The sequence below is a fragment of the Microbulbifer bruguierae genome, from assembly GCF_029869925.1.
Lineage (GTDB): Bacteria > Pseudomonadota > Gammaproteobacteria > Pseudomonadales > Cellvibrionaceae > Microbulbifer > Microbulbifer bruguierae.
Genome location: NZ_CP118605.1, coordinates 2,035,369 through 2,058,025, shown reverse-complemented (window position 1 = coordinate 2,058,025; position 22,657 = coordinate 2,035,369). Strand labels below are relative to the sequence as shown.

Sequence of the window (22,657 nt, the reverse complement as noted above, 5' to 3'; positions counted from 1 at the left end):
AACATTGATTTGGAAGCAGGTGGGGAACCGTGGATCGAGAGCACAGTGGACGTAATCTGACCCAGCAACTGGTGCATACGCTGGGCGAAGCCATTACCGGTGGCCGCTATAGCCCGGGGGATGGACTGCCTTCAGAAGCCAGCCTGTGCGAGGAGTACGGAATCAGCCGCAGTGCGACCCGTGAGGCGATCAAGATGCTCACGGCCAAGGGGCTGATCACGTCTCGCCCGCGCCAGGGCATTCGCGTGCAGGTGCGCGCCCGCTGGAATCTGTTCGATCCCGACGTGCTTGGCTGGATCCTGCGTGCCAGCCCGACTCTGGAAATGCTGCGTGAATTTATGCAGCTGCGTATGGCCATCGAAAAGGAAGCCGCGGCACTGGCGGCGGCAGAGCAGGACCGCGAGGCGATTGCCGCTATCGACGAGGCGCTGCAGCGTATGAAAGCGGCGGAAGACGGACTCGGAGACTCGGTGGGCGCGGACATCGATTTCCATATCAATATCCTCAACGCCACCAACAATCCCTTCTATATCCAGCTCAGCAGTTTTATCGAAACCGCACTGAGGGTCAGTATTCGCTACACCAACCGTCTCAAGGGTGTGGCAACGGCAAGCTACGTCAATCACAAACGTCTTTATGACGCTATCGAGAGTGGCGACGCGGCGGCTGCGAGCAGTGCCTCCGCGGCGATGCAGTCGGAGGCACTGGCATTGATTGAAGGCGAGTTGGTCTCTCGCCATGCCAAGGTTGAAGCTGCGGGATAAGACAAAACGGCAAGGTCTGTCTGCTTCAAACGCTCCCTGATTCCTGATCGCGCATTGCTGTGGATTTGAGATTTTGTCTCCAGTGCGCGAGCATAACCGGTTTGTTGTACAAGACTGGTTGTGCCAGGAAAATCGCTTATGTCCTTTCTCGATTCCGTTGAATCCGCCCTCGAAACCTTCGTCGCCTATGCTTGGGGCACGCCGCTACTGGTGTTGCTGGTAGGGGGCGGGCTGTATCTGCTGATCAGCTCCCGCGCGCGCCCCTATCGCCACCTTGGCCACAGCATCGATTTGCTGCGGGGCAAGTACGACAATCCCGATGACCCGGGCCAGGTTCCCCACCGCCAGGCACTTTCCACTGCACTTTCCGGCACCCTCGGCCTCGGCAATATTGCCGGGGTGGCACTGGCCATCAGTACCGGTGGGCCGGGGGCGATTTTCTGGATGTGGGTGACCGCACTGGTAGGCGTGGCGACGAAGTTTTTTACCGCCACCCTCGCGGTGATGTACCGCGGTCGCGACGCTGCTGGTGAGCTGCAGGGCGGGCCCATGTATGTGATTCGCGAGGGACTCGGCAAAAAATGGCTGCCGCTTGCCTACCTGTTTGCTCTCGCCGGCCTGTGCGGACTTTTACCAGTATTCCAGTCCAACCAGACGGTGCAATTGTTGCGCGAATCCTTTGCCCTGCCGCTGGGCTGGGTGGGTGCAGAAAACGCGCTGGCTTTCGATCTCACGCTGGGCGTTGTGCTCGCCATCGCGGTGATGGCGGTCATCGCCGGGCGTATTCAGCGCATCGGTCGTTTTGCGGTGCGGGTGGTGCCGGCAATGGTGGTGTTTTATATGGCGCTGACGCTGATCGTGATCGGCTATTTCTGGCGCGAGGTACCGGCGGCGTTCGCGTTGATATTTACCGATGCCTTCACCGGCAAAGCGGCGGTGGGGGGCGCACTGGGTACGGTGATTGCCACCGGTATCAGCCGCGGGGCCTTTTCCAATGAGGCCGGGATCGGCTCGGAATCCCTCGCCCACGGCGCTGCGAAAACCACCGAGCCGGTGCGCGAAGGTGTAGTGGCGATGGTGGGGCCGATTGTGGATACCCTGGTGGTCTGCACCTGTACCGCACTGGTGATTCTGCTGACCGGGGTGTGGCAGCACGGTGAAGGAATCGCCGGGGTTTCCCTGACCGCGGATGCGTTTTCCCAGGTGTTTGGTGGCTGGGGGCCGCTATTGTTGCTGGTGATGGTGATACCGCTGGCGTTCAGCACCATGGTGACCTACTGGTATTACGGGGTTAAATGTTTCAACTTCCTGTTCGGTCCCCGCTGGCAGACTCTGTACACGGGTATTTATATTGTGTTGATCGTGGTTGGTGCAGTGGCATCCCTCAGCATTGTTAACAATGTCATTACCGGGATGTACGCGCTGATGGCGATTCCCACCATGGTTTCGACGCTGTTACTGTCCGGCAGGGTGAATCGGGCTGCGCGCGATTACTTTACGAGAACGCCCGGCGCGTGACCTGAAATCGGTTTAATCACCAGAAAGGGCAGCGTAAGCTGCCCTTTCTGGTTTTACGGGATGTCGAATGCAGCTAGTACGTTAATGACGTACCGTGACCTTGGTGCCCATGGGCGCATTCTCGTAAAAAATCTTGGCCATATGCCAGGGCAGACGGATGCAGCCGTGGGATTCCGGGCGCCCGGTGACCTTGCCGGCGTGCATACTCACAGCACCGTTAATACGCATGAAAAAGTCCATGGACGCACCGCGGAAAACGGTACCGGCGGGGCGTTTGTGTACGCGTACATCCACACTGCTTTTACGCACGAAACCGGCGCGATCCACATAGTGGCCGTAGAGGTTTGAGCGGTGAAACAGCTCTTTTTCGGAAACGCGGAAACTGCCGGTGGGAGTGCGGTTGCCGGCAACGCCGGTGGAGATTGGGGAAATACCGGCGAGCTGATCACCCTTGTAAAAATACGCGCGCTGCTCACTCAGGTCGATGATGATATGCGCCGCACCGCCGTACACATCCCGGCGCCACCAGGCGCTGCCATCGGTCATCGATCTGTGCTGCTGGTAGGGGTGGGGGTAGTCACCGGCCTGGGCGACAGGTGCAATGGTTGCCGCTGCGGCAAACAGCAGACTGCTGCCGAGAAGAATTTTGTTCAACCAGGAAGAACAACGTTGCATATGTACCTCATCTGCTCTTGCGAGCGAATTGCAGGTGATTGCTGCACGGCGGTGTGGTGACCGCTAGAGTCTCCGGATCAGTTTCCAGAGCTGCGGAAGCCTTCAGGACAAACCCGCAGGGCAAACGAGCCCCTGCAGCGGCCGTGCATCAATTGAACCTGTGTATTTCCCCAAAGCGGCGCGCCGGTGTACCCCGGTTAGGCCGCGGGATGAGCTTGCTGCACCGCGACATGGAAATGGCTACGGGCGGCAAGTGAGAGGCATGTTAGGGTCGGCTTGTGGCGCTTTTTACATTGAAATGGAATGACGGGCGGAAGTGTTATTGCCGACAAGTTGATCCGGACAGAGAGGTGCTGGAAACGCGGGTTGGGATGGCCGATGGCAAACCGCGGGCAAAAAAAAGCCGGCTTGTGAGCCGGCTTTGAAGGATTCCAGAGACCTGGAATTTGTGCTTTGACGAGAGAGCAACAAAGCTTGACGATCTTATTGAGAGGTAGCCCTTTGAGTATTTTGCGTTTTGGGGGTTCGGCACGAACGAAAATACGCGTGCCAATTTCTCAATAACCGTCGAAATTTTACTGGCTTCAGCTGTTGCGGAAGACCCTGGCGCCGGCAACCGGCAGCTCCACGGTGTTACCGCTGACACTGCCGCCAAATCCTTCCGGGGTAATGTCTTCGCTGCCCTGGTACTGTGCCGGCAGAGTAAAGCTCGCCGCATCGCTACCCAGATTCAGCGCCACGAAATAGCCTTCCTTGTCGCTGGTGCGCTCGAATACCATCAGGTCGTTGCCGGTTTCGATAATGGTCTGCGCTGCGGTGGCGAGGGCCGGGTTGAGATTGCTGTGCCACTGCAGCAGATCGCGGAAGCGATTCAGCATCGAATGCTGGTCGTCTTCCTGCACCGATACCGCCAGGTGGTAGTGTTCGTCCGCGACCGGCAGCCAGGGTTTGACCTTGGAAAAACCGGCATTGATCTCTCCGCCGTTAAACCAGGGCATGGGGGTGCGGCAGCCGTCGCGACCCTTGAATTCCGGCCACAAATTGATGCCGTAGGGGTCCTGCAGATCCTCGAACGCCACGTCCGCTTCCGGCAGTCCCAGTTCCTCGCCCTGATACAGGCACACACTCCCGCGCAGCATCAGTTGCATCAGCAGGAACAGCGGTGCGCGGGCCATGGCGGTTTCGCGTTCGAAACCCCTGTTCCAGCGGCTGAAGGAACGCGGCACATCGTGGTTGGAAATGGACCAGCAGGGCCAACCTTTCTCGATTACCTGACGGTTTTTCTCCAGGGTGTCGCGCAGGAACTGCGCGCTGCAGTCTTCTGACAGCAGGTCGAAGGAGTAGGCCATGTGCAGGCGCTGGTCGGTGGTGTACTCGGCCATGATTTTGTGGGTATTGTCATCGCCCACTTCACCCACCGTCATGGTGCCCGGGTATTCCTCCATCAGCGCGCGCACCCGCTGCAGGAACACCAGGTTTTCTGGCTGGGATTTGTCGTGAATGTGCCACTGGTATTCGTAGCTGTTCACCGGCGGCAGACCGTTTTTGTCCAGTTTCACCGGGCGCGCGGGGTTGTCCTGCAGGGACTGGTTGTGGAACGCGTGGTTGATGGCATCCAGGCGGAAGCCGTCGACACCGCGGTCGAGCCAGAAACGCAGGTCGGCCAGCAGCTGCTCCTGAACGTCCGGGATGTGCAGGTTCAGGTCCGGCTGTTCTTTCAGGAAGTTGGTCAGGTAGTACTGGCGGCGGCGGGTGCACCAGCGCCAGGCGCTGCCACCGAAGTTGGACATCCAGTTGTTCGGTGCGCTGCCATCTTCTTTGGCATCGGCCCACACATACCAGTCCGCCTTGGGATTCTCGCGGTTCTGGCGGCTTTCCTCGAACCAGGGGTGCTGGTCGGAGGTGTGGCTCAGGATCTGGTCGATGATCACGCGGATACCGCGCTCGTGGGCGCCTTCGATGACCCGGTCGAAGTCTTCCAGGTTGCCGAAAATGGGGTCCACGTCCCGGTAGTCGGAAACGTCGTAGCCGAAGTCAGCCATCGGCGACTTGAAGAAAGGCGAGATCCAGATGGCGTCCACGCCGAGGGATTTCACGTAATCGAGTTTCTGGCAGATGCCCGGCAGGTCACCGATCCCGTCGCCATTGGCGTCGCAGAAGCTGCGGGGATAGATCTGGTAAATGACGCCATTGCGCCACCACTCGCCGTTTTGATTCGTGATTTGGTTACCGCTCATGCCTTGAGTCCAACTGGATACTTATTAGGTTAGGGTCAGTATGGCGATGCCGGTGTCGCCTTACCTCCTCCCCCGACAGGGGGGGAGGGGTGGTCTGGGGCAAGTTCCGGGAGGCGTACAGACGCCACCTGTGGCGGCGGTTTGCATGCGAATTCCAGCTAGGGTTTGTCCTGCACCGAGCGCAGCAGCTGTTCCGCCAGGGCGATGGCCTGCTGGCGGTCTTTCACGTCCAGTTTTTGGTACAGGCTGCGGATGTGGGTCTTGATGGTACTGGGTGCCACCTTGAAGTGCCGGGCGATGCGCTCGTTGGACAGGCCGGAGTGAATGGCGTTCAGCACCTGCCATTCCCGCGGGGTCAGCGGCGAATGGCGCAGGAAGTCGGGGAGGGCGTCACTGGCAAGGATTTCGCGCACGATGGTTTCATCCAGCTCGATACGAATTCCGCCGCCCAGTTCCGGCTGCTGCTGGGCGAGCTTGATCAGTTGCTCGGCTTTTTCGGCCTGCGCCTCGCTCAGTGCCGCTTCCCCTTCTTCTTCCAGTGCCGCCTTCAGAATCACGATCAGCGGCTTGCCGATTTGCAGGACGCTGGCAGTGAGGTCGCTTTCCAGCATGATCGTCAGCGCCCCGCGGATATGCTCCAGGGCCTGGTCGCGGCGCTCGCGCAGCCACGCCAGGTGGGCGGCGAGTACCCGGTTGCGCAGCTGGTCGGTGACCAGGCCGCACTCCTCGGCAACCTGCTGCAGGCGCCCGAGCAAACGGTTGGCGTCGGACCAGCGGTGCAGGGAAATCAGCGCGCGCACATGGTTGCGGCCATAGCATTGTTCGAAATGATTGCTGGGGCGGTCGGCCACCGGTTCCGCCTGTTCCTGCCAGCTGGCAATAGCGTCGGTATTTTCCAGTGCCTGCCACACCCGCATACGCGCGGCGTCGGCGTTGGCCACCCAGTCGCGGTGGTACTGCTCGCCCGCCAGCAGGTGCTCCACCCGCTCCAGCCACTCCAGGCTCTCGTCCTTGTCGCCCCGCGCCAGCGCGACTTTCAACAGCAGAGTGTATTCCGGCAGCAACCAGCGCTCGCCGACCTTGCGGTTGATCTGCATACCGCGGCGGGCGGATTCGGCGGCGCCGTCCAGGTCGCAGGCTTCCCACTGCAGTTGGCCCTTGAGTCGGTGAATGAATTCGGAAATGGGCAGGCCTACCAGGTGGTGCTCCTCCACCAGGCGCTGGGCGCGGGCCTGCAGCGCTGCGGCCTTCTTGAGCAGCCCTTTGGCGAAGGCGATTTCGGTCTGCTGGCACAGGGCCCAGGCGGCATTGGGGATGTCCTGACGGGCGAGGGTGGCTTTTTCCACCGCTTCCATATGGTGCATGGCCTGGTCCAGCTCGCCGAGGCAGAAACTGGTTTCGCCGATCACCAGCTGTGCGGCAATGCGCTCGCTGTCCTGCTCCGGGGGCAGCAGTTCGAGGGCTTCCTGGGCGTACTCCTTGGCCTTGAGGATCTGCCCGCGGGCGACGGACACCTGTGCGCGCATGGCCGCGAAGGCCCCCTCAAAAGCCTGCCACTGCTTGGGGTCCTGCCGTTGCAGTGCGCTTTCGGCGGCGGCCAGCAGCTTGTTGCAGCGCTCGTAGTCGAAACTGTCGCGGGCGAGCCTGGCCGCCAGCAGAGCGAAGGGCGCGTGGCGCTTGAGCTCGTCTTCACCCAGCCAGTTGAGGCTGTCATTGAGCACCCGGAACTGGCCTTCGCGCAGAAACTGTTCGCCCTGCTCGGCGATCAGCCTGTGTACCCGGGTGCGGTCTTCGGCGGCGAGGGCGTGGCGCAGGGCTTCCAGCGGTTGCCCCAGCTCCTGCCAGCTGTCACTGGCGATCTGGTGCAGCCGGGTGACCTCGTCCCCTTCGGTGAGCTGGCGCTGCAGAAAGCGCGCGAACACCGGGTGAAAGCGGAACCACTGGCGGCTTGAATCCAGCGCCTGCAGAAACAGGCCGCGGCTGGCCGCCTGCTCCAGCTGTTGCTGGCCGCCGCTCTGGCCGCTTAAACGCTCCGCCAGCAGGCCGTTGACGCGGGTGAGAATGGAGGTGCGGGCGAGTAATTGCCGCAGGGGCGGGTCGAGGCGCTCCAGTACTTCCTCCGCCAGATAGTCGAGGATGTGGCCGTGGCCCTGTTCCAGCTCCCCCAGATAGCGGTCGACCTCCTCCTGGTTGCGCACGGAAAGCGCAAACATCTGCACCGCCGGCGGCCAGCCCTCGGAGAGCTGGTGCAGCTGGGCCACGCGGTCGCTGCCCAGGTTGAAGGGCAGGCGCTGGGCGAGCAGCCCGGCGGTTTCCTCGAGACTGAGGGCGAGATCGTCGGCGCCGAGCTCCAGCAACCGGCCCTGCAGGCGCAAGGCACCGAGTCCCAGGGGCGGCTGGCTGCGGCTGGTAATGACCACACCGATACCGGCGGGGGCATGGCGCAGCAGAAAGCGGGTAGCGTCGTGGATTTCGGAATTGTCGATCTGGTGGTAGTCGTCGAGCACGATGCGCAGTTCGCTCGGCAGGTGACGCAGCTCCGCGAGCATCTGGCTGATTACCAGGGCCGGGTCCGGCACCTGCTGGGGCGCGAGAATTTTGCGGGTTTCCGGTACCCCATTGCCGGTGGCGCGGTGCACGCTTTCCACCAGGTAGCGACAGAACTGGCCGGGTTCGTTGTCGCCGCTGTCGAGGGAGAACCAGGCCACCGGGTTGTCCTGCTCTACTGCCCAGGAAGCCACCAGGGTGGTTTTGCCGTAGCCCGCCGGCGCGGTCACAAGTAACAGCTGGTCACTCTGGCTCTGCGTCAGCAACGACAGCAGCCGCGGCCGCTGTAACGTATGTTCCGGGCAGTCGGGAAGGCTGTACTTCGAGGCTAGTAGCATGGCGGTGACCGGTTCTGCTGAGCAAGGCACTGAAATTTAAGGCGCAATTGTACAACTCTAGTGTGTCAGCCCGGCAGTTCGCTCGCGTCCTCCCCCTCGGGGGAGGAGCTGCTCAATGCCCGTCGGTAAACGCGTAGAGGCCGATCACAGCGCCCACAAAGCCGCCGGCGCGGCGCGTGCTCACTACGCGGCCGTCTGCCGCCAGCAGCAGCGGTTGCCAGGTCATTTCAGTACTGTCAGTACCGGTGCCGAGACGGTAGTGGAAGTCGTATTCCGGCCCGCGGGCCTGTATGCGCAGCTGGATATCCACAGGTTGGCCGACAGGCAGCTCCAGTGCCCGGCTGGCAATGGTTTCTCCCTGCACTTTGTTGTCGCCGTCCCGTCGGCTGACGAGCAATTGTGGCTTACCGTTTGCGCTGCCGGTTACGCCGAAAAAGTAAAAATGCTCGCGGTTCTGGAATACCGCCATACCCGCACGATCGCCAGCCCGCTGTGGCTGGTAGTGCAGGCGCGTGCTGGCGCTCGCCTGCAGGTGTTGCTGGCGACGGGCGAGGAATGCCGGGTTGCCGGTGTCGCCGAGGGCAATGGAGGTGGGGGTGAGAGTCAGGCTGCCCGGCGATTGCTGCAGGCTGTACCAGGACGAGGACGACGGGTTGCGCAGTTGCAGCCAGTGCAGTGGCAATTGGGGCGTGTCGAATTCCTCCCGCAGGGAAAAGTTGCCGGTAGTGGGGGTTGCGGCTGCGGCTTGCGCGGGCAGGGCAGGCCGTTTTGCCACATAGGGCACCGGCTGGTCGTCGCGGGTGATTCGCGGCCAGCCGTTATCCCAGGTCACCGGCATCAGGAAGGTTTCGCGGCCGGTGTTGTAGTAGTCGCCCTGGTAGGGGCGGGTGCCGAGAAATACCGCCCACCACGCGCCCTCGCCGTCCTGTACAAAATCCGCGTGGCCGACGGAGGTGACGGGGTTTACCCGCGCCGGATTCAGGTGGCGTTGGGTCAGGATGGGGTTGCCGCTCCACGGGGTAAAGGGCCCGAAGGGTGTGTCCGCTTTGAACACCACCTGAGAGTGATTGACGCTGGTGCCACCCTCGGCGGCGATCAGATACAGCTGGCCATTTCTGCGCAGCAGGTGCGGGCCCTCTATCCATACCGGCTTCTCCGCGATATCCACCCCGCCATTGACGATCTGTTGGCGCGGGCCGATCAGGGTGAGTTTCTGCGGATCAAATTCCTGTACCCAGATGGCCCTGTGGCCGTCGTAGCGCGGCTCCTCAGCCGGTGCGTCGTTGTTGACGATATAGGCCCTGCCGTTGTCATCGAAAAACAGTGAAGGATCTATGCCGCCCATGCCCGGCAGCCACACCGGATCGGACCAGGGGCCCGCGGGGTTTTCCGCGGTCACCACGAAATTGCCCCCGCAGTCCACGCAGGTCGTCACCAGATAAAAGGTTCCGTTGTGGTAACTGATGGCGGGGGCAAAAATACCCCGGGAAATTCCCAGTCCGGAAAAGTCCACCTGATCCGGGCGATCGATGACGTTACCAATCTGGGTCCAGTTGACCAGGTCGCGGCTGTGGAAAACCGGGATGCCGGGGAAGTGCGCGAAGCTGGAATTGACCAGGTAATAATCCCCGCCTACCTGCTCCACGCTCGGGTCGGGATAGTAGCCGGCGAGTATCGGGTTGCGGTATTCATTTGCGGCGAGAGGTTGCTCGAAGACGCGGTCGTCACCGCGGTATTCGAACCAGTCGAAGGTGGCGGTGCTGGTGCTGATATTTTCGGCGGTGGCGATACAGGAAAAAACCAATCCGCCCAGCAACAGTTCAAATTTTGTTTTTGTTTTCATTTTTTGTTCGCACCTGTTTTGGTAGGAGCCTGCCTGCAGGCGAATCGAAGGAAGTTTTGACCTTGGATCTGTTCGCTTGCAAGCAAGCTCCTACAGAGTGGAGTTTCCGATCAATCAGTAGCGATACAGTTTCAGCAGCTGCACTTCCCAGCTGCCATCGGCAATCCGCAAATGCCGACCCTGATGGCTCTGGTCGCCGTTCAACACCCGCCCCGGATACCAGCTGCCGTTGATAAATTGCCCTTCGCGAATGGTGTCGATACCGGCGCGGCCTTCCGGGTGATCGAAGGTGAGCACCACACCGGTACCGGCGACGATAAATTCCTCGTCGCCGGTCTGGATAATCGCGGCCCCCGCCTCCGGCCAGGTTTCCTCACTCGCGCCGGGCGACCAGCCGAGAGTGAGCTCGTGGCGGGCGGTAAACTGGTAGTCGCCGAGGGTGAATTGCATTTGTGGATTTTCCTTGCTCAGCCAAACGCCGGCGCGGGGCAGTTCGCTGTTGGTAATACCGGTGTGCACCTGGTGCAGGAGGTTGTAGCTGTGGGCGAGGCTTATCATGGCCTGGTCGCTACCGGTTTCCACAGAAAAGGGGGAAAAGCCCAGGGTGTTGTAATGTCCGAAGGCATAAAGCGCCTTGGCCCCTACATCCGGATCGAAGCGGATTTCCGGAATCAACAGTGGGTCGCCCTGGCGGGTGTAGCGGTCGTTCCAGTACTGGAAGCGCGGGTTGTAAAAATCGGGCACCAGCAGGTCGATATTCGGCGCGCCCGCCTTCCACACATCCATCAGGTGGGGCAGGGGACCGCCGCTGGGATATTCGCCAGGTTCCTTGCCGGGGCGATTGAGGGCGGCGTTGACGAACATCGGCAATTCGTATTCCGCCTTGCCGGCGCCCGCCACCCCGTCGGCGTAGCGGGCGAAGTGCCAGGCAATAAACACTTCTTCTGCAGCCTTGCCGGTACCGAAGACTTCTTCCCAGCTGCCGTTGCTGCGGAAATTGCTGTTGCTCCACAGTGCCCGTAATTCCGGTTCGAGATCGTCACCGCGCTGCTGCAGATACTGCATCAACGGTTGCGGTACCGGAGCCTTGAACGCGGTTTCCGCCAGCGGGTGGTGGTCGCGGGCGCTGGGCAACATGCCGATCTCGTTTTCCACCTGCACCATCAGGACGGTGTTGTGGCGGCGGTCGGTTTTTTCCAGAAACTGCATCATCGCGGCAAACGCTTTCTGGTCTGCCTGCAGGTTGGCGGGACTGAACGGGGTGAGGATTTCCTGGGGCTTGCCATCGGCACTGAATGCGCGCGGGAAACGCTCGCTATCGCGCTTGACCCAGGAGGGCACATAACAGGACATGCTGTTTTTCCAGCTGCCAAACCACAGCAGCACCAGTTTTATCTCCTGCTCCCGCGCCCGTTCGATCAACCCTTCCAACAGATCGAAATCAAAGCGCCCTTCCACCGGCTCCAGCAGTTCCCAGTACACCGGTACCAGCAGGGTATTGATGTTCATGGCGCTGGCCTTGAGCCACACGTCATCCATATATTCGAGGCTGGAGGCGCTGGAGTTGCCGAGCTCGCCCCCCAAAATCAGGAAGGGCTTTTCGTCTACCAGCAATTGTGTCTGGCCGTTCGTTTCGATCAGTTGCGGCAGTGCGGCGAAGCTGCACAGCGGTGACAGCAAGACGGCGGCGGCAAGGAAATTCCTGAGTCGTTTATTCATGGTGGGGGCAGCCCTCGCTGTGCTGACTTTCGATGGCGTTGAGGCCGTTGATCAGGTACGCCAGTGGCGCATTCCAGTTGATGGCGATTTCGTTGCTGGCGTAGCTGCAGACGTGGTCGGTGTAGGACAGGTCGGCGACTTTGCTGGGGTATGTGCAGCCGTCCGGTTGCGACGGGTTGGGGCCGCCGACTAGAAAGCCTGGCAACGGCGGCAGATCCGGGCGTGCGGCGGCGAGCCTGTGGTGGGGGTGCTGCGGTGTCTTGTCGCCGAAGCCGGTAACAAAGGAATAACCGGTGGCGTTGCGGCCCAGAAGGTAGTCGCGGGTGTCTTCGGCACTGCGCAGAAAGTCCGTATTGCCGGTGATGCGGAATGCTTCCAGCAACAGAATGCCCTGATTGGCCGCCACCGCATTACTGCCCCAGACAAAGTTGCGCGGCTCGCTGACCATCGGCACCCGGTAGGCGCTGTTGCTGCCGGCCTGTTGCAGCTGCGTGGCGGCTGACACCAGGCTTTTTTCGATGGCACTGCGCCAGGAACCGCTGCTTTCCGGCAATCGCTGCTTGTGTGCCAGCAGGCTGTAATAACCCAGCCAGCGCACGTTACCCCAGTTGGGTAGCTGGTACTCGGTAGATGCGGACTCGAGGACGGACCAGAAGGTCTTTTCTCCGGTGGCGATATAGAGTTCCGCCGCCGCCCACAGGCGCTCATCGCCAAACTGCTCGTCGCCGTAGGCGCCGGTGGTCACGTCCGGGTCGAAGGTTTTGTTGAGCTGCTCCTGGCGGTAGGCAACGTCAGGATTCTTCTCTGCCCACTGCCACGCTTGTTGCGCGGCTTGCAGATAGCCCGGCGTTTCACTCGGGAAATAGGGCTCGAAGACCCGCGCTGCCTGCGCCATCACCGCGGCAAAATCCAGCGCGGCGGCGGTGGTCTTTTGCACCATATAGCGCGGCTGTACCGCCTCGTGGGCCGCCACCATGCCTTCAAAACCTGCGGTGGTGAGTTTGTGATAGACACCGCCATCTTCCGGGTCCTGCATGGCCAGCAGCCACTCCAGGTTGTAGTGCACCTCGTCCAGAATATCCGGCACCGGATTGTCGGACTCCGGGATATTCAGAACTCGGTTGCGGAAAAAATCCGGATAGCGCTCGTAGGCACTCATCAGAGTGCCCATGGTGATACCGCTGTTGACCACGTACTTGTTGTAGTCACCGGCGTCGTACCAGCCCTTGGGGGCGGATACCATTGTGCCCGCCGGGCGCTTTGGGCTGGCGGCGGAGGGGTGGATCAGCACGCGGTCGTCCGGGTGCGCCGCCGGTCTCTCCCAGAGGTCGGCATGGGTTTTGTCTAACGCTGTGGAGGCGCGCTGAAAATAAAACGCCTTGATACTGGCATCCGCCAATGCATCGTAGATGGAGGGTGCCACGGTAACCACGCGGGTTATGTCCAGCACAGGAATTTCCAGCAGATAATCTCCGCTGGTTTTTACCTCGGAAAAGTCTGCAATCCATGCGTGTTCACCGGCGAGTGTCTTTTCCTTGGCCGCTTGCAGTTCGATGCGCGTCACCAGCTGGTTATTGTCCCGGCGCTTCACAATGAGTTCCGCTTTTTGCAGTGGATTGCCCGCGGTAATCACTACCGTTTTTTTGCCCTCCGGTAAAAAGCCAAGCTGATTGAGATGCAGCTCGGCAGCTGAAGCCGCTCCGCTTGGTATAAGCGTGACAGCGACTAAAAATGCGAGCGCATCCCTGCATCGATTGGGAAAAAACCGGTGTAGTGAGGACATGGCAATCTCCATGAGGACTATTGGCGGCTGGGCCTGATGTATGTGTTATATGTTTCCGCGAATATCTGGTCTCACCTGGCGGCGATAAAATTCAGCCAGCTGCTCGTGCGTGGATTCCGTCAGTGGCGGACAGCTGGAGGCATGCGCGTTGGCGAGCACCTGTTGCGGGCGGGAGGCGCCGGCGATTACCGTAGAAACTGCCTCGTGGTCCAGAATCCAACGCAGTGCCTGGGTCGCCATGTCCGTGGTTTGTGGCAGGTAGCGGCTGAGTTCCCGTACCAGCGCCAGGCCGGGTTCAAAAGGAATACCGGAAAACGTTTCGCCCACAGAAAAGGCCGCGCCGTCACGGTTGTAGTTGCGATGATCGCTGGGCGCAAAGGTTGTTTCTTTCGTCAGCTTTCCGGTGAGCAGTCCCGAGGCAAGGGGCAGACGCACGATGATGCCCACCTCGCGCTCGTGTGCTGTATCCAATAGCGCCTCTGCTGCATCCTGGCGGAAGAGATTGAAAATAATCTGCAGCGACGCGATCCCCGGCTGCTCAAGGCAGGTAAAGGCCTCGGCGATAGTCTCCACACTGGCGCCCCAATGCCGGATCAGCCCTGCGCGTCGCAAGTCTTCCATCCAGGTAAAAATATCACCCTGTTGCAATACCTGTGGCGGAACGCAGTGCAGTTGGGCGAGATCAATGGTCTCAACCCCCAGCCGGTCGGCGGAGCTTTCCAGGCTAGCGCGCACGCCGGCGTAGCTGTACTCGTCCGGATAGAGGCCGTCGCCACGGCCCACTTTGGTGGCGATGATCGGCGCGGGTGCGCCATCACCGGATGCCTGCAGAAAGGCGCGGATACGCCGCTCACTTGCGCCGCCGCCGTAGACATCAGCGGTATCCCAGAAGTTGATGCCGCTGCTGAGCGCGGTGTGAAGAATCGCGTTTGCGGTGTCATCCTCTACCGGACCAAAGTCGCCGCCGAGCTGCCAGCAGCCGAGGCCGATTTCGCTGACCTGATACCCGGTTTTTCCCAGTGTGCGTGTGTGCATGTTGCGGCCTTATCGTTTTACGAATTGTTTTAATGAGTCGTTTTCTGATTTGACGTGTCAGGGGGTGGGATGTGAACCGAGAAGGGCGCGGCAGGCAGCCCCGCGCCGTTGTAAAGATCCGCTCCCGCGGGATTGTCCGCCCATGCGTAGCGCACGGTTACTGGCGCGGTAACTTCTTCGCTCCAAACCTCAACGGCATGGCCCGCAATCCGTGCATTGGCCCACACGAATTTGCCATCGACGCCGGCGATGGCGAACTCATGCAACTGCGAATCTGGTCCGCGATTGTGTGAATCGGAGCCGCGACTGTCGGCCATCAGACCGCCGTAGGTATGGGAGAAATCCAGACGTACGCGACCCTTGTCAGGTTGTGCCGAAGCGAGGATTGGGCCGGAAACGGGGATTTCGCGGTGGCCGTAAACCAGATTTTCCGCCGCCATTGCCAGTCGTTGGCCCACGATCTTTTTGTCCAAAGGATGAATGTCGTTCCACTCGCCCGCATCAATTACCACCGCCATGGCAGTATGCGGTAATGCAAGGGCGCTGGTTTGCGCCTCGCGCAATTCCGCCCAGGCGCTTTCTGCCGGGATGCTCTGGGGTTCCAGAAAATTGGCCAGTTGCACGAACAGGAAAGGCAGGGAATCCTGGTTGGCGTGTTCCTTCCAGCCGCTGCGCCAGTCGCGGATCAGGGCCGGAAAAAGTTTTCTGTATTCTTCCGCCCGTCCCACATTGGACTCCCCCTGGTACCAGAGTGCGCCGCGGATACGGTAGTTCTGTAGCGGGTGCAGCATGGCGTTGTAGAGGCCGCCCGGCTTCCAGCGTACAAAGGTCTGTCCTGGCAGCGCCGGCATTTGCGCGGCCTGGCGGAATTGCCAGGAACCGCGCAGGTCAAAGCGTTTGCCCGCTACTGTCAGGGCATAGGGTTTGTCCGGCACAAAGCCGCCGCGACCGCTGGAATTGGTGACGCGGATGGCAATGGTGTTTTCGCCGGCTTGCAAAACCCCCTCCGGAATGCCGTAGCGACGACGGGGATAGAGGTAAGTGGTGTTGCCCACCTTGTGGCCGTTGATCCAGGTTTCGTCCGCATCGACGATGCGCCCCAGTTCCAACAGCGCGGCCTTGCCAGCGAGCGACGGCGGCAGAGTGAGTGATTTGCGCAGCCAGAAAATTCCATTGTCGTCATTGCCGGTCTGCTCTGACCAGTAGCCAGGTATCTGCAATTGTTGCCAGTCACTGGTATCCAGTGCTGGCGTGTACCAGGGGGTTTCACCCTGTTGCAGGCCGAGATCGTTTTCCGCTGCGCTGGCGTACCAGCGGTCGCTGCGGCGGCGATCTTCCCGTTCGATTTGTTCGATCAGATTTCCGTCTTCGAATTTTTTCTTTTCTGCCAGATGTACGGGAAACTGCTGCAGGGTCTGCTCACTTACCCAGGCTTCGGCGGGCGAGCCCCCCAGGCTGCTGTTGATGATGCCGATGGGTACCTGCTGGCTGGACTGGATTTCTGCGGAAAAGAAGTAGGCCACCGCGGAAAAGTTCTGGATATTTTGTTGCGTAGCGGGCAACCACTGGCCACCTGCGAAGTCCTCTCGGGATGTGGTGAAGTCGTAAGTCTGTGGCACCTGGAACTGGCGGATACGCGGATTGTTTACCGCGGCAATTTCTCGCGGGAAGCGGTGTGCAATCCGGTTGACGGGATACTCCATATTCGACTGGCCGGAAGCGAGCCAGACATCGCCGATCAGAATATCCTGCAACGCGATACGGTTATCCCCGCGAATCACCATCTGGTGAGGACCACCGGCAGGCAGCGGTGCCAGTGTAATCGACCAGTCGCCACCGTCACTGGTTTCGGTGTTGTATTCCTTCCCGTGGAATTCCACCTGTACCTGTTCGCCGGCGTCTGCCCAGCCCCAGATTTTTACCGGCGCGCCCCGCTGTAACACCATGCCATCGCTTACCAGTTTGGGCAGGGTGACTTCGGCGTTGGCAGCGGCACTGCACAGCAGTGTCGCCAGCAATGCTCCGTAGGAGATGGTCATGGAAAGAGCTATGGGTTTCATCGCGATTGTGCCTCCACAAATGGGCTTTCCGGCGGGCCCAGGTAACTCGGTTTGAGTCCGTCGGTATCGATCAGAATTTTTTGCAGGGTGATGCCCGGGTCCACGGCGAAAATTCGCAGCCTGTGTCGCCCCGGTTGCAGAACCTGGTGCAGGGATTCGGATTTGCGCACACCGTCTTTTACCGCGGTTTCCCAGGCGCTGGCAGACAGATCCTGAAGAACATCGATTACCTGCGGTTCTTCATCGTTCAGTGCAACTGCATAGCGCAGGCCGCGCCCCGGCTGAACGTTGAGGCTGGGGGCAAACAACCCCTGAACACGAATCCGCCCGGCAGTGAACAGGTTCAGGTCGTATTCCACATAAGGGGCTTTTGCCGGGTCTTCATAAACCCGATCGCTTGCGGGAAATACCGAGATCGATGAGCGGGTGCGTCCGTGCAGGGGAATTTCTTCCCAGCCTGCACCTTTGGTATCTCTTTTGCGGCTGAAACTGGCGGCTTCGATGGAAATGTAGCCAGAGGTTTCCACAAACCCGTTTACTCCTCGGCGGCTGTCGGTATCCGGTTTGAATGCGGTCACTGCAATCCTGGCACTGCCCCAGCCTGTGCCCTTGATCTCCACATGCCCGCGATGCCGTCCCTCCGGGGCCTGATCCCAGTCAATGGCAACGCGCAAGGGGCGGGTCATACCTGTCACTGTGCCCTCGCGGTCACTGAGCTGAATCCAGGGAGCGCTGGTGGTGGCGGAAAACGCAAACGGCTTGCTGCCGCGATTGAATAGTTCGATGCGCTGACTGGCGGCACTGTACGGACTGAATTCCGGCAGGCTGAGATTGCCGGTGGCCGGCCAGAAACCGGTATTGCCGGCAACCGCAACACCCATGTCGGCTTCGCTGTGAGGCTGGTAACGGACGAGGGCGGGCAGAGTATTGGCAGGGGGGTTGTTCCAGTGGGTATAGCCAATATGCGGCTGTGACATCATGTGATTCCACTTGTCGTCTTTAATGCTGTGATATTGCGTGGTGAGTTCCGCATCCTGTGCAAAAAGGTGTTCGGCCTGGTCTGCATAGTCGTTACTTTCGCTGCGCCCCTGGCTGGCGTAGAGCCGGTTTTTTGCGGTGGTGATAGAGAGCTGGGTAACCGTCACGCTGGCTTTTACCGGGTGCAGCACCAGCTGAAAAAAGGCATCCCGGTATTGCGGATCCAGTTGCCGGTAGAGTTCCTCCGCATGTATTGACAGTGCTTCCAGCTCGGCGTAAATCCGCTCGGCTTCACCGTAGTGCTGCAGGCTGTAAGTATCTGCATCCATCAGCTCCGGCTTGCGGCGGCCGTTGTGGCGGCTGTAACCGTGAACCAATGCGGCAATTTCTTTCGCGTGCTGTTCACCAAATTCCCGCGCCGCCCAGCGCTCGGTGAATTCCTGCAGCCGCTCTTTCGGCCACGCCTGTGGGTTCCAACCCATACGCAGGAAAAATTCCGTGGGAAATTCCTGCGGTTTCAGGTCCCCCACATTGACCAGCCAGATACGATCGGCGCCGTAGGCGTAGGCCAGATTCATCTGCTCCCACACCTTGGCAATGGGGGTCACATTGATCCATCGATAGGAGCGCGGCCCACCCACATAATCAAAATGGTAATACACCCCGGCACCGCCACTGCGCGAGCGCTCCTTGGGTGTGGGCAGCCGCCGGATATTGCCCCAGTTGTCATCCGCCCACAGCAGCGTCACATCTTCCGGTACCCGCATACCACCCTCGTAGTAACCCTGCACTTCTTTATACAACGCCCACACCTGCGGGACTTCAGCGAGCGGCCGGTCGCTAAAGGCGTCGGACAGAATCCTGCGCTGATCCCTGACGATGGTTTCCAGCAGAGAGATGTTCTGCTCCTCGCTCATGGGGGTATCTTCCTGCCCGCGCATACCGAGGGTATAGATACTGTCGTAGGGCTTGTTGCGCTCTGCCCCCTCAACCCAGAAATCGTAGAGTCCGTCGGGGTTGCGCTCGTAATCCCACAGCCCTTTGCCCGCTTCGGAACCAAAGTCGTTGCCGTAGCGGTTCCACTCCTTGTCCGCGCGCATCATCGGCTCATGGTGAGAGGTGCCCATCACGATGCCGTAGTCGTGGGCACGCTGCATGTTCAGGGGATCGTCGTCACTGAAGGCGTTGTTCCACATCGCCGGCCACAGATAGTTGGCTTTAAGGCGTAACATTAGTTCGAACACTTTCTCGTAGAACTGGTGGTTGTAATCGCCGTACTTTTCCTTCACCCAATTCGTCAGCGCCGGCGCCTCGTCGTTCAGAAAAATGCCGCGATACTTCACCCGTGGCCAGTCGACCACTTGAGTGTCGGCACTGACATAAAGCCGCTCAGACTTACGCACCGGCACATCCGCCCACCAGTACCAGGGGGAAACACCGATCTGCTCACTGATTTCGTAAATTCCGTACACCACACCGCGCCGGTCGCTTCCCGCCACCACCAGCGCCTTGTCGATGCCTGCCGCAGGATTGGAAACCACCTGAATCAGATAGCCTTCCCATTTGTCGGTAATCGCACTTACATCAATACGTTGCTCGGCGATCAATTGGTCGATCAGCGGGCTTTTGCCGATTTCTCCGGCAATCACCACCTGCGAACCTGGCTGCGAAACCTCGTTTACCAGTTCAGGCGTAATTCCCGATACTTGCTGGATATCGTCTTGCAGATTGTGTAGTGCTAATTGAATTGCCGTATCGGAATCGGCGTCTAAGAAAAGTTGCGCAGAATGTTTTCCATCTACAAGGCGAAAACTACTGGAAACTGGAGAGTTCGAAACAAACGAAGGATTACCCAGTGCAAACGCATGGGAAGAACAAAAAAGGGAGGCGAGGACAAAAGCTGCCCAATTCAAGAAAACGTTCTTGAGCATTTTTATTATGTAATTTGCGCAGCACAAAAAGCTACGAAGTAAAAAAAACAATGCGAAGGCAGAGCGCCCAGGGATGGGTTCACAGCGGTCCCGAAAACCCGCGCCCGGCGCTCTGCCGCCACCGGGCTTAACTACGAAGCTATTCCTAACTACGGAGCAAAAACCTACTGCGGAGTAACAGAAAACTCATCGATATACAGCGTTTCCACCGTATCGGGAATTCCCTCGAAGTAGGCCCGCAGCTCGGTTACCGTGCAATCGGCGGGTACTTCCAGCGTACCGGTCAACTCGGTCCAGCTGTTCGCAGCCACACTTTCCGCAGAAGCTATCCCTGAATAACTGTCATCCATGCCGTCACAAGCGAGCTTGCGGGTCAGGCCCACCGGCGCCGCATCCGGCCCGGAATGATGCACCCACACCGATACATCGTAAGTGGTACCCGGCACCACCGCCGCCGTCAGATTGTATGAAGGCATGGAATTCGCAGCCCGCGCGGAAACCTTCAGACTCTGCGACCCCGCCTGCGCCTGCTCGTTGCTTACCGCCAGGGAAGTACCACCACTCCACCAGGCACTCCAGTTGCCGGACAGTGACGAACCTTCAAAGCCACCATCGTTCACCAGGTTTGGATCCACTTCTTCACCGGCGCCGGGCGCAATCACCTGCACATTGTCGATATACACATCGGTGCCGGCGGTCGTATTCTCGAAATACATCAACACTTCGGTCGGCTCACAGGTGGCGGGAATCTCCAGCGTTGCCTGCAGCTCCGTCCAGGTATCGGCGGGAATATCCGACTTGTCCACCAGCCAGCCGTAACTGTCGGACTGGCCGGCGCAGGCCAGCTTGCGGGTAATGGTCACGCGTCCCGCGGCACTCAGATTCACCCAGGCGCTTACCGGATAACTGCCACCGGCTTCAACCCCTGCGGTCAGGTTGTACAGCGCATAAGCGCCACCGCCGAAACCGGACGCCAGCAGGCTGCGGGATCCACTCTGGGATTTATCTCCAGAAGTGGACAGCGCACCGCCGGCCCAGCCGGCGCTCCAGCCATCGGCGCCCTGTTCAAAGTCGCCGTTGCTCACCAGGTTGTTGACCGGCTCCGCACCGGCAACGCCAAAGCGCAGCCAGTCAATATTGCCCACACCACGCACATCGTTGAAGCGCACATACACATCGCGGCTGCCGGAAATCGGCGCCCAGTCGGCGCTGGCGGTGGTGTACTCACTCCAGCCATTGGTGGGTGGCAGCTCTACCCGCAGGGTGTTGCCACTGTCGAGGCTATCGAGGCGGATCGACAGGCTGCCGGTATCGCCGGAACCCTTCGCATAGTTCACGCTGAAGCTGTCCCAGGACTCCTTGAACTCCACCCCCTGGAACAGAATCCAGTCGCCCACGTCGGTTTTGGCCACCACGCTGCCCGCCGACTGCACCCCGCGGCCTTCATCGTAGAGTTCCGCTTCCAGAGTGATCAGATCGTCGCTGCCGCTCCAGCCGCCGGGAATATATTCCGGTACCAGGACATCACAATCTTCACCTGCGGCGAGATAGCAGTTCAGCCACTGCAGACCGGCGCGCTCACTGCCATCGCTCGCCAGCAGCCACGCTTCACTGCGCCACATATGGCCTTGCAGGTAGCCCCAGTGGGTGACACCCGCCACCGCCGGATGCTCCCAGAATACGGTGAACAGCTCGCGCAACTTGTTGGCGTGACGGGCATCGTCGGCGTAATTCACGTCCAGCTCGGACACGTAAATCGGCAGCCCGGTGGTGGCCAGCTTATCCAGATTGTCTTTCACATCGCTGCCGACGGACTGCTCGAGGAAATGCGCCTGTACGCCGATGCCGTCGATCAGGTCACGGCTCTGCAACAGTTCCACCAGTGCCAGATATTCGTCGGTGGCTTCCGCCAGATTGAGAATGTTGTAGTCGTTGAGGATGAGTTTTGACTCGGGGAAATGCACTCGGGCCAGTTCAAAGGCCGTAATCAGCCAATCCCAGCCTGTTTCTCCATCGCCGCCCAGAGCCTCTTTATAGGCGGGTGGGGCGTGCAGAGGTTCGTTGACCACATCGATCATCTCTGGCGCGGGAGAGAGGGCGGCAACGGCCTCCAGCCACTCGTCAATTTCCGCCTGCTGCTCCTCAACGCTGAGCCCTTCCAGCCAGCCCGGCTGTTGCTGGCCCCAGAACAGAGTGTGGTATTTGAAGGCGAGGCCGTTGTCCGTGGCGAAGGTGTGGGCGGTATTGAGCGCGGTCCAGTCCATGACATCCCGGGTGGACTCCACCGATCCCCACTTGCCCGCGTTGCCGGGAGTGATCTGATCAAAGTAGGTGGTGAGCTGGTTGTAGTCGTCGGCGTGTTCTACCGCGGTGCCGAAGAATTTGTTCAGTACCGGCAGTACGCTGACGGTTACTGAATCCGCGGCACTGGTTGCTCCGCCGTCGTCATTCACCCGCAGCTCGAAGGTCAGGGTAATGGCTTCTTCCGTTGCCGGCGCGGTGAAACTGGCGCTGCCGCTGCTGTCTGTGCTCAGGGTTACCGACGGGCCGGAGGCCTGGCTCCAGGTGTAACCGGTAATACTGCCGTCGCCATCACTGCCGGCGCCTTGCAAGGTTACGGTACTGCCGGCGGAAACCGTCTGATTCGCACCCGCTTCCGCGACCGGCGGGGTATTGTTATCGGTGGTAACAGAGGCATTTGGTCCCCTGACTTTTTTCTCGGTACAGCCGGCGGAGGCAATCGCGAGCGCCAGTACAGCGATCGGAAACAGTGTGTTTTTCATGGTCGATACCCTTCCCGTTGGCCCGGTTTTCCGGACTTTTTTGTTGTAAATACGGTATGTAGCGGACGCTCAAGGGGCGTCTGCGGGCTGTTGACGCAGAACGGTCACACGGGGGAGGGGTGTGTCATCGCTCGTGTCATCGCTATATCTCGGGGGCATGTAGTGGCGCGCGGGATTATTTTTTTCCACAGGTTTGCTTTGCCTGTATTGCCGCGCGCGAGCCCGGTTCGGTCTATGCCGATTTACGGTAACGCTACCATTCGATGTAAACGTTTACAACATCTGGCGTAACAATCTTCTGTGTGTCTGCTCGCTCCAGTATTTCCGGGGGGTGAAAGTCCTTGACAGAAGCCCGCCGGGTGAATAATTCTAGAAATTGTTAGCGGTAACAAAATAATAGCCGGGCGGTATTAGCCGGCAACAATAATTGACAATAACAAGCCGCA

General features: G+C 60.0%; 12 protein-coding genes. 2 read left to right on the top strand and 10 right to left on the bottom strand.

The genetic code is table 11. The annotated features are described in order from the left end of the window. Positions 1-29 precede the first annotated feature (29 nt). Together PVT68_RS08760 and PVT68_RS08755 are read left to right on the top strand one after the other, a co-directional pair. Positions 30-764 (top strand): FadR/GntR family transcriptional regulator, encoded by a 735-nt coding sequence (locus PVT68_RS08760; RefSeq protein ID WP_280322356.1) that lies wholly within the window; start codon positions 30-32, stop codon positions 762-764. Between the two features lie 138 nt (positions 765-902). Beyond that, positions 903-2,282: an alanine/glycine:cation symporter family protein gene (locus tag PVT68_RS08755; protein WP_280322355.1), complete on the top strand. Its 1,380-nt coding sequence runs from the start codon at positions 903-905 to the stop codon at positions 2,280-2,282. Between the two features lie 81 nt (positions 2,283-2,363). Here the strand turns inward: PVT68_RS08755 and PVT68_RS08750 are convergent, their stop codons facing one another. From PVT68_RS08750 to PVT68_RS08705, 10 genes are all read right to left on the bottom strand, one after another. Next, positions 2,364-2,957: a L,D-transpeptidase family protein gene (locus tag PVT68_RS08750; RefSeq protein ID WP_280322354.1), complete on the bottom strand. Its 594-nt coding sequence runs from the start codon at positions 2,955-2,957 to the stop codon at positions 2,364-2,366. Between the two features lie 584 nt (positions 2,958-3,541). Further along, positions 3,542-5,194, bottom strand: a complete 1,653-nt coding sequence (locus PVT68_RS08745) for an alpha-amylase family glycosyl hydrolase (protein ID WP_280322353.1) — start codon at positions 5,192-5,194, stop codon at positions 3,542-3,544. A gap of 158 nt (positions 5,195-5,352) precedes the next feature. Beyond that, entirely contained in the window at positions 5,353-8,079 is a 2,727-nt protein-coding gene (malT, locus tag PVT68_RS08740) for an HTH-type transcriptional regulator MalT (protein WP_280322352.1), read from the bottom strand. Positions 8,080-8,191: 112 nt separating this feature from the next. Beyond that, complete coding sequence (locus PVT68_RS08735) at positions 8,192-9,922, bottom strand: glycoside hydrolase family 43 protein (protein ID WP_280322351.1); 1,731 nt, start codon at positions 9,920-9,922, stop codon at positions 8,192-8,194. Between the two features lie 114 nt (positions 9,923-10,036). Then, positions 10,037-11,641, bottom strand: a complete 1,605-nt coding sequence (locus tag PVT68_RS08730; protein WP_280322350.1) for a GH35 family beta-galactosidase — start codon at positions 11,639-11,641, stop codon at positions 10,037-10,039. Further along, positions 11,634-13,424, bottom strand: coding sequence for a glycoside hydrolase family 9 protein (locus PVT68_RS08725; RefSeq protein WP_280322349.1), 1,791 nt, complete (start codon positions 13,422-13,424; stop codon positions 11,634-11,636). The genes PVT68_RS08730 and PVT68_RS08725 overlap by 8 nt, the downstream gene beginning before the upstream one ends. A gap of 45 nt (positions 13,425-13,469) precedes the next feature. Beyond that, the gene (locus PVT68_RS08720) at positions 13,470-14,459 is read right to left on the bottom strand and encodes an aldo/keto reductase (RefSeq protein ID WP_280322348.1); all 990 of its coding nucleotides are present in this window, start codon (positions 14,457-14,459) and stop codon (positions 13,470-13,472) included. Between the two features lie 29 nt (positions 14,460-14,488). Then, positions 14,489-16,519, bottom strand: coding sequence for a sialate O-acetylesterase (locus tag PVT68_RS08715; protein ID WP_280322347.1), 2,031 nt, complete (start codon positions 16,517-16,519; stop codon positions 14,489-14,491). Further along, positions 16,516-19,428, bottom strand: a complete 2,913-nt coding sequence (locus PVT68_RS08710) for a glycosyl hydrolase 115 family protein (RefSeq protein WP_280322346.1) — start codon at positions 19,426-19,428, stop codon at positions 16,516-16,518. The genes PVT68_RS08715 and PVT68_RS08710 overlap by 4 nt, the downstream gene beginning before the upstream one ends. A 164-nt stretch (positions 19,429-19,592) precedes the next feature. After that, a complete protein-coding gene (locus PVT68_RS08705; RefSeq protein WP_280322345.1) occupies positions 19,593-22,211 on the bottom strand; it encodes an endo-1,4-beta-xylanase in 2,619 nt (872 codons plus the stop codon). Positions 22,212-22,657: the final 446 nt, after the last annotated feature.

Coding starts and splice junctions, on each gene's coding strand:
- PVT68_RS08755 (WP_280322355.1), top strand. CDS start 903: ATGTCCTTTCTCGATTCCGTTGAATCCGCCCTCGAAACCTTCGTCGCC.
- PVT68_RS08750 (WP_280322354.1), bottom strand. CDS start 2,957: ATGCAACGTTGTTCTTCCTGGTTGAACAAAATTCTTCTCGGCAGCAGT.
- PVT68_RS08745 (WP_280322353.1), bottom strand. CDS start 5,194: ATGAGCGGTAACCAAATCACGAATCAAAACGGCGAGTGGTGGCGCAAT.
- malT (WP_280322352.1), bottom strand. CDS start 8,079: ATGCTACTAGCCTCGAAGTACAGCCTTCCCGACTGCCCGGAACATACG.
- PVT68_RS08735 (WP_280322351.1), bottom strand. CDS start 9,922: ATGAAAACAAAAACAAAATTTGAACTGTTGCTGGGCGGATTGGTTTTT.
- PVT68_RS08730 (WP_280322350.1), bottom strand. CDS start 11,641: ATGAATAAACGACTCAGGAATTTCCTTGCCGCCGCCGTCTTGCTGTCA.
- PVT68_RS08725 (WP_280322349.1), bottom strand. CDS start 13,424: ATGTCCTCACTACACCGGTTTTTTCCCAATCGATGCAGGGATGCGCTC.
- PVT68_RS08720 (WP_280322348.1), bottom strand. CDS start 14,459: ATGCACACACGCACACTGGGAAAAACCGGGTATCAGGTCAGCGAAATC.
- PVT68_RS08715 (WP_280322347.1), bottom strand. CDS start 16,519: ATGAAACCCATAGCTCTTTCCATGACCATCTCCTACGGAGCATTGCTG.
- PVT68_RS08710 (WP_280322346.1), bottom strand. CDS start 19,428: ATGCTCAAGAACGTTTTCTTGAATTGGGCAGCTTTTGTCCTCGCCTCC.
- PVT68_RS08705 (WP_280322345.1), bottom strand. CDS start 22,211: ATGAAAAACACACTGTTTCCGATCGCTGTACTGGCGCTCGCGATTGCC.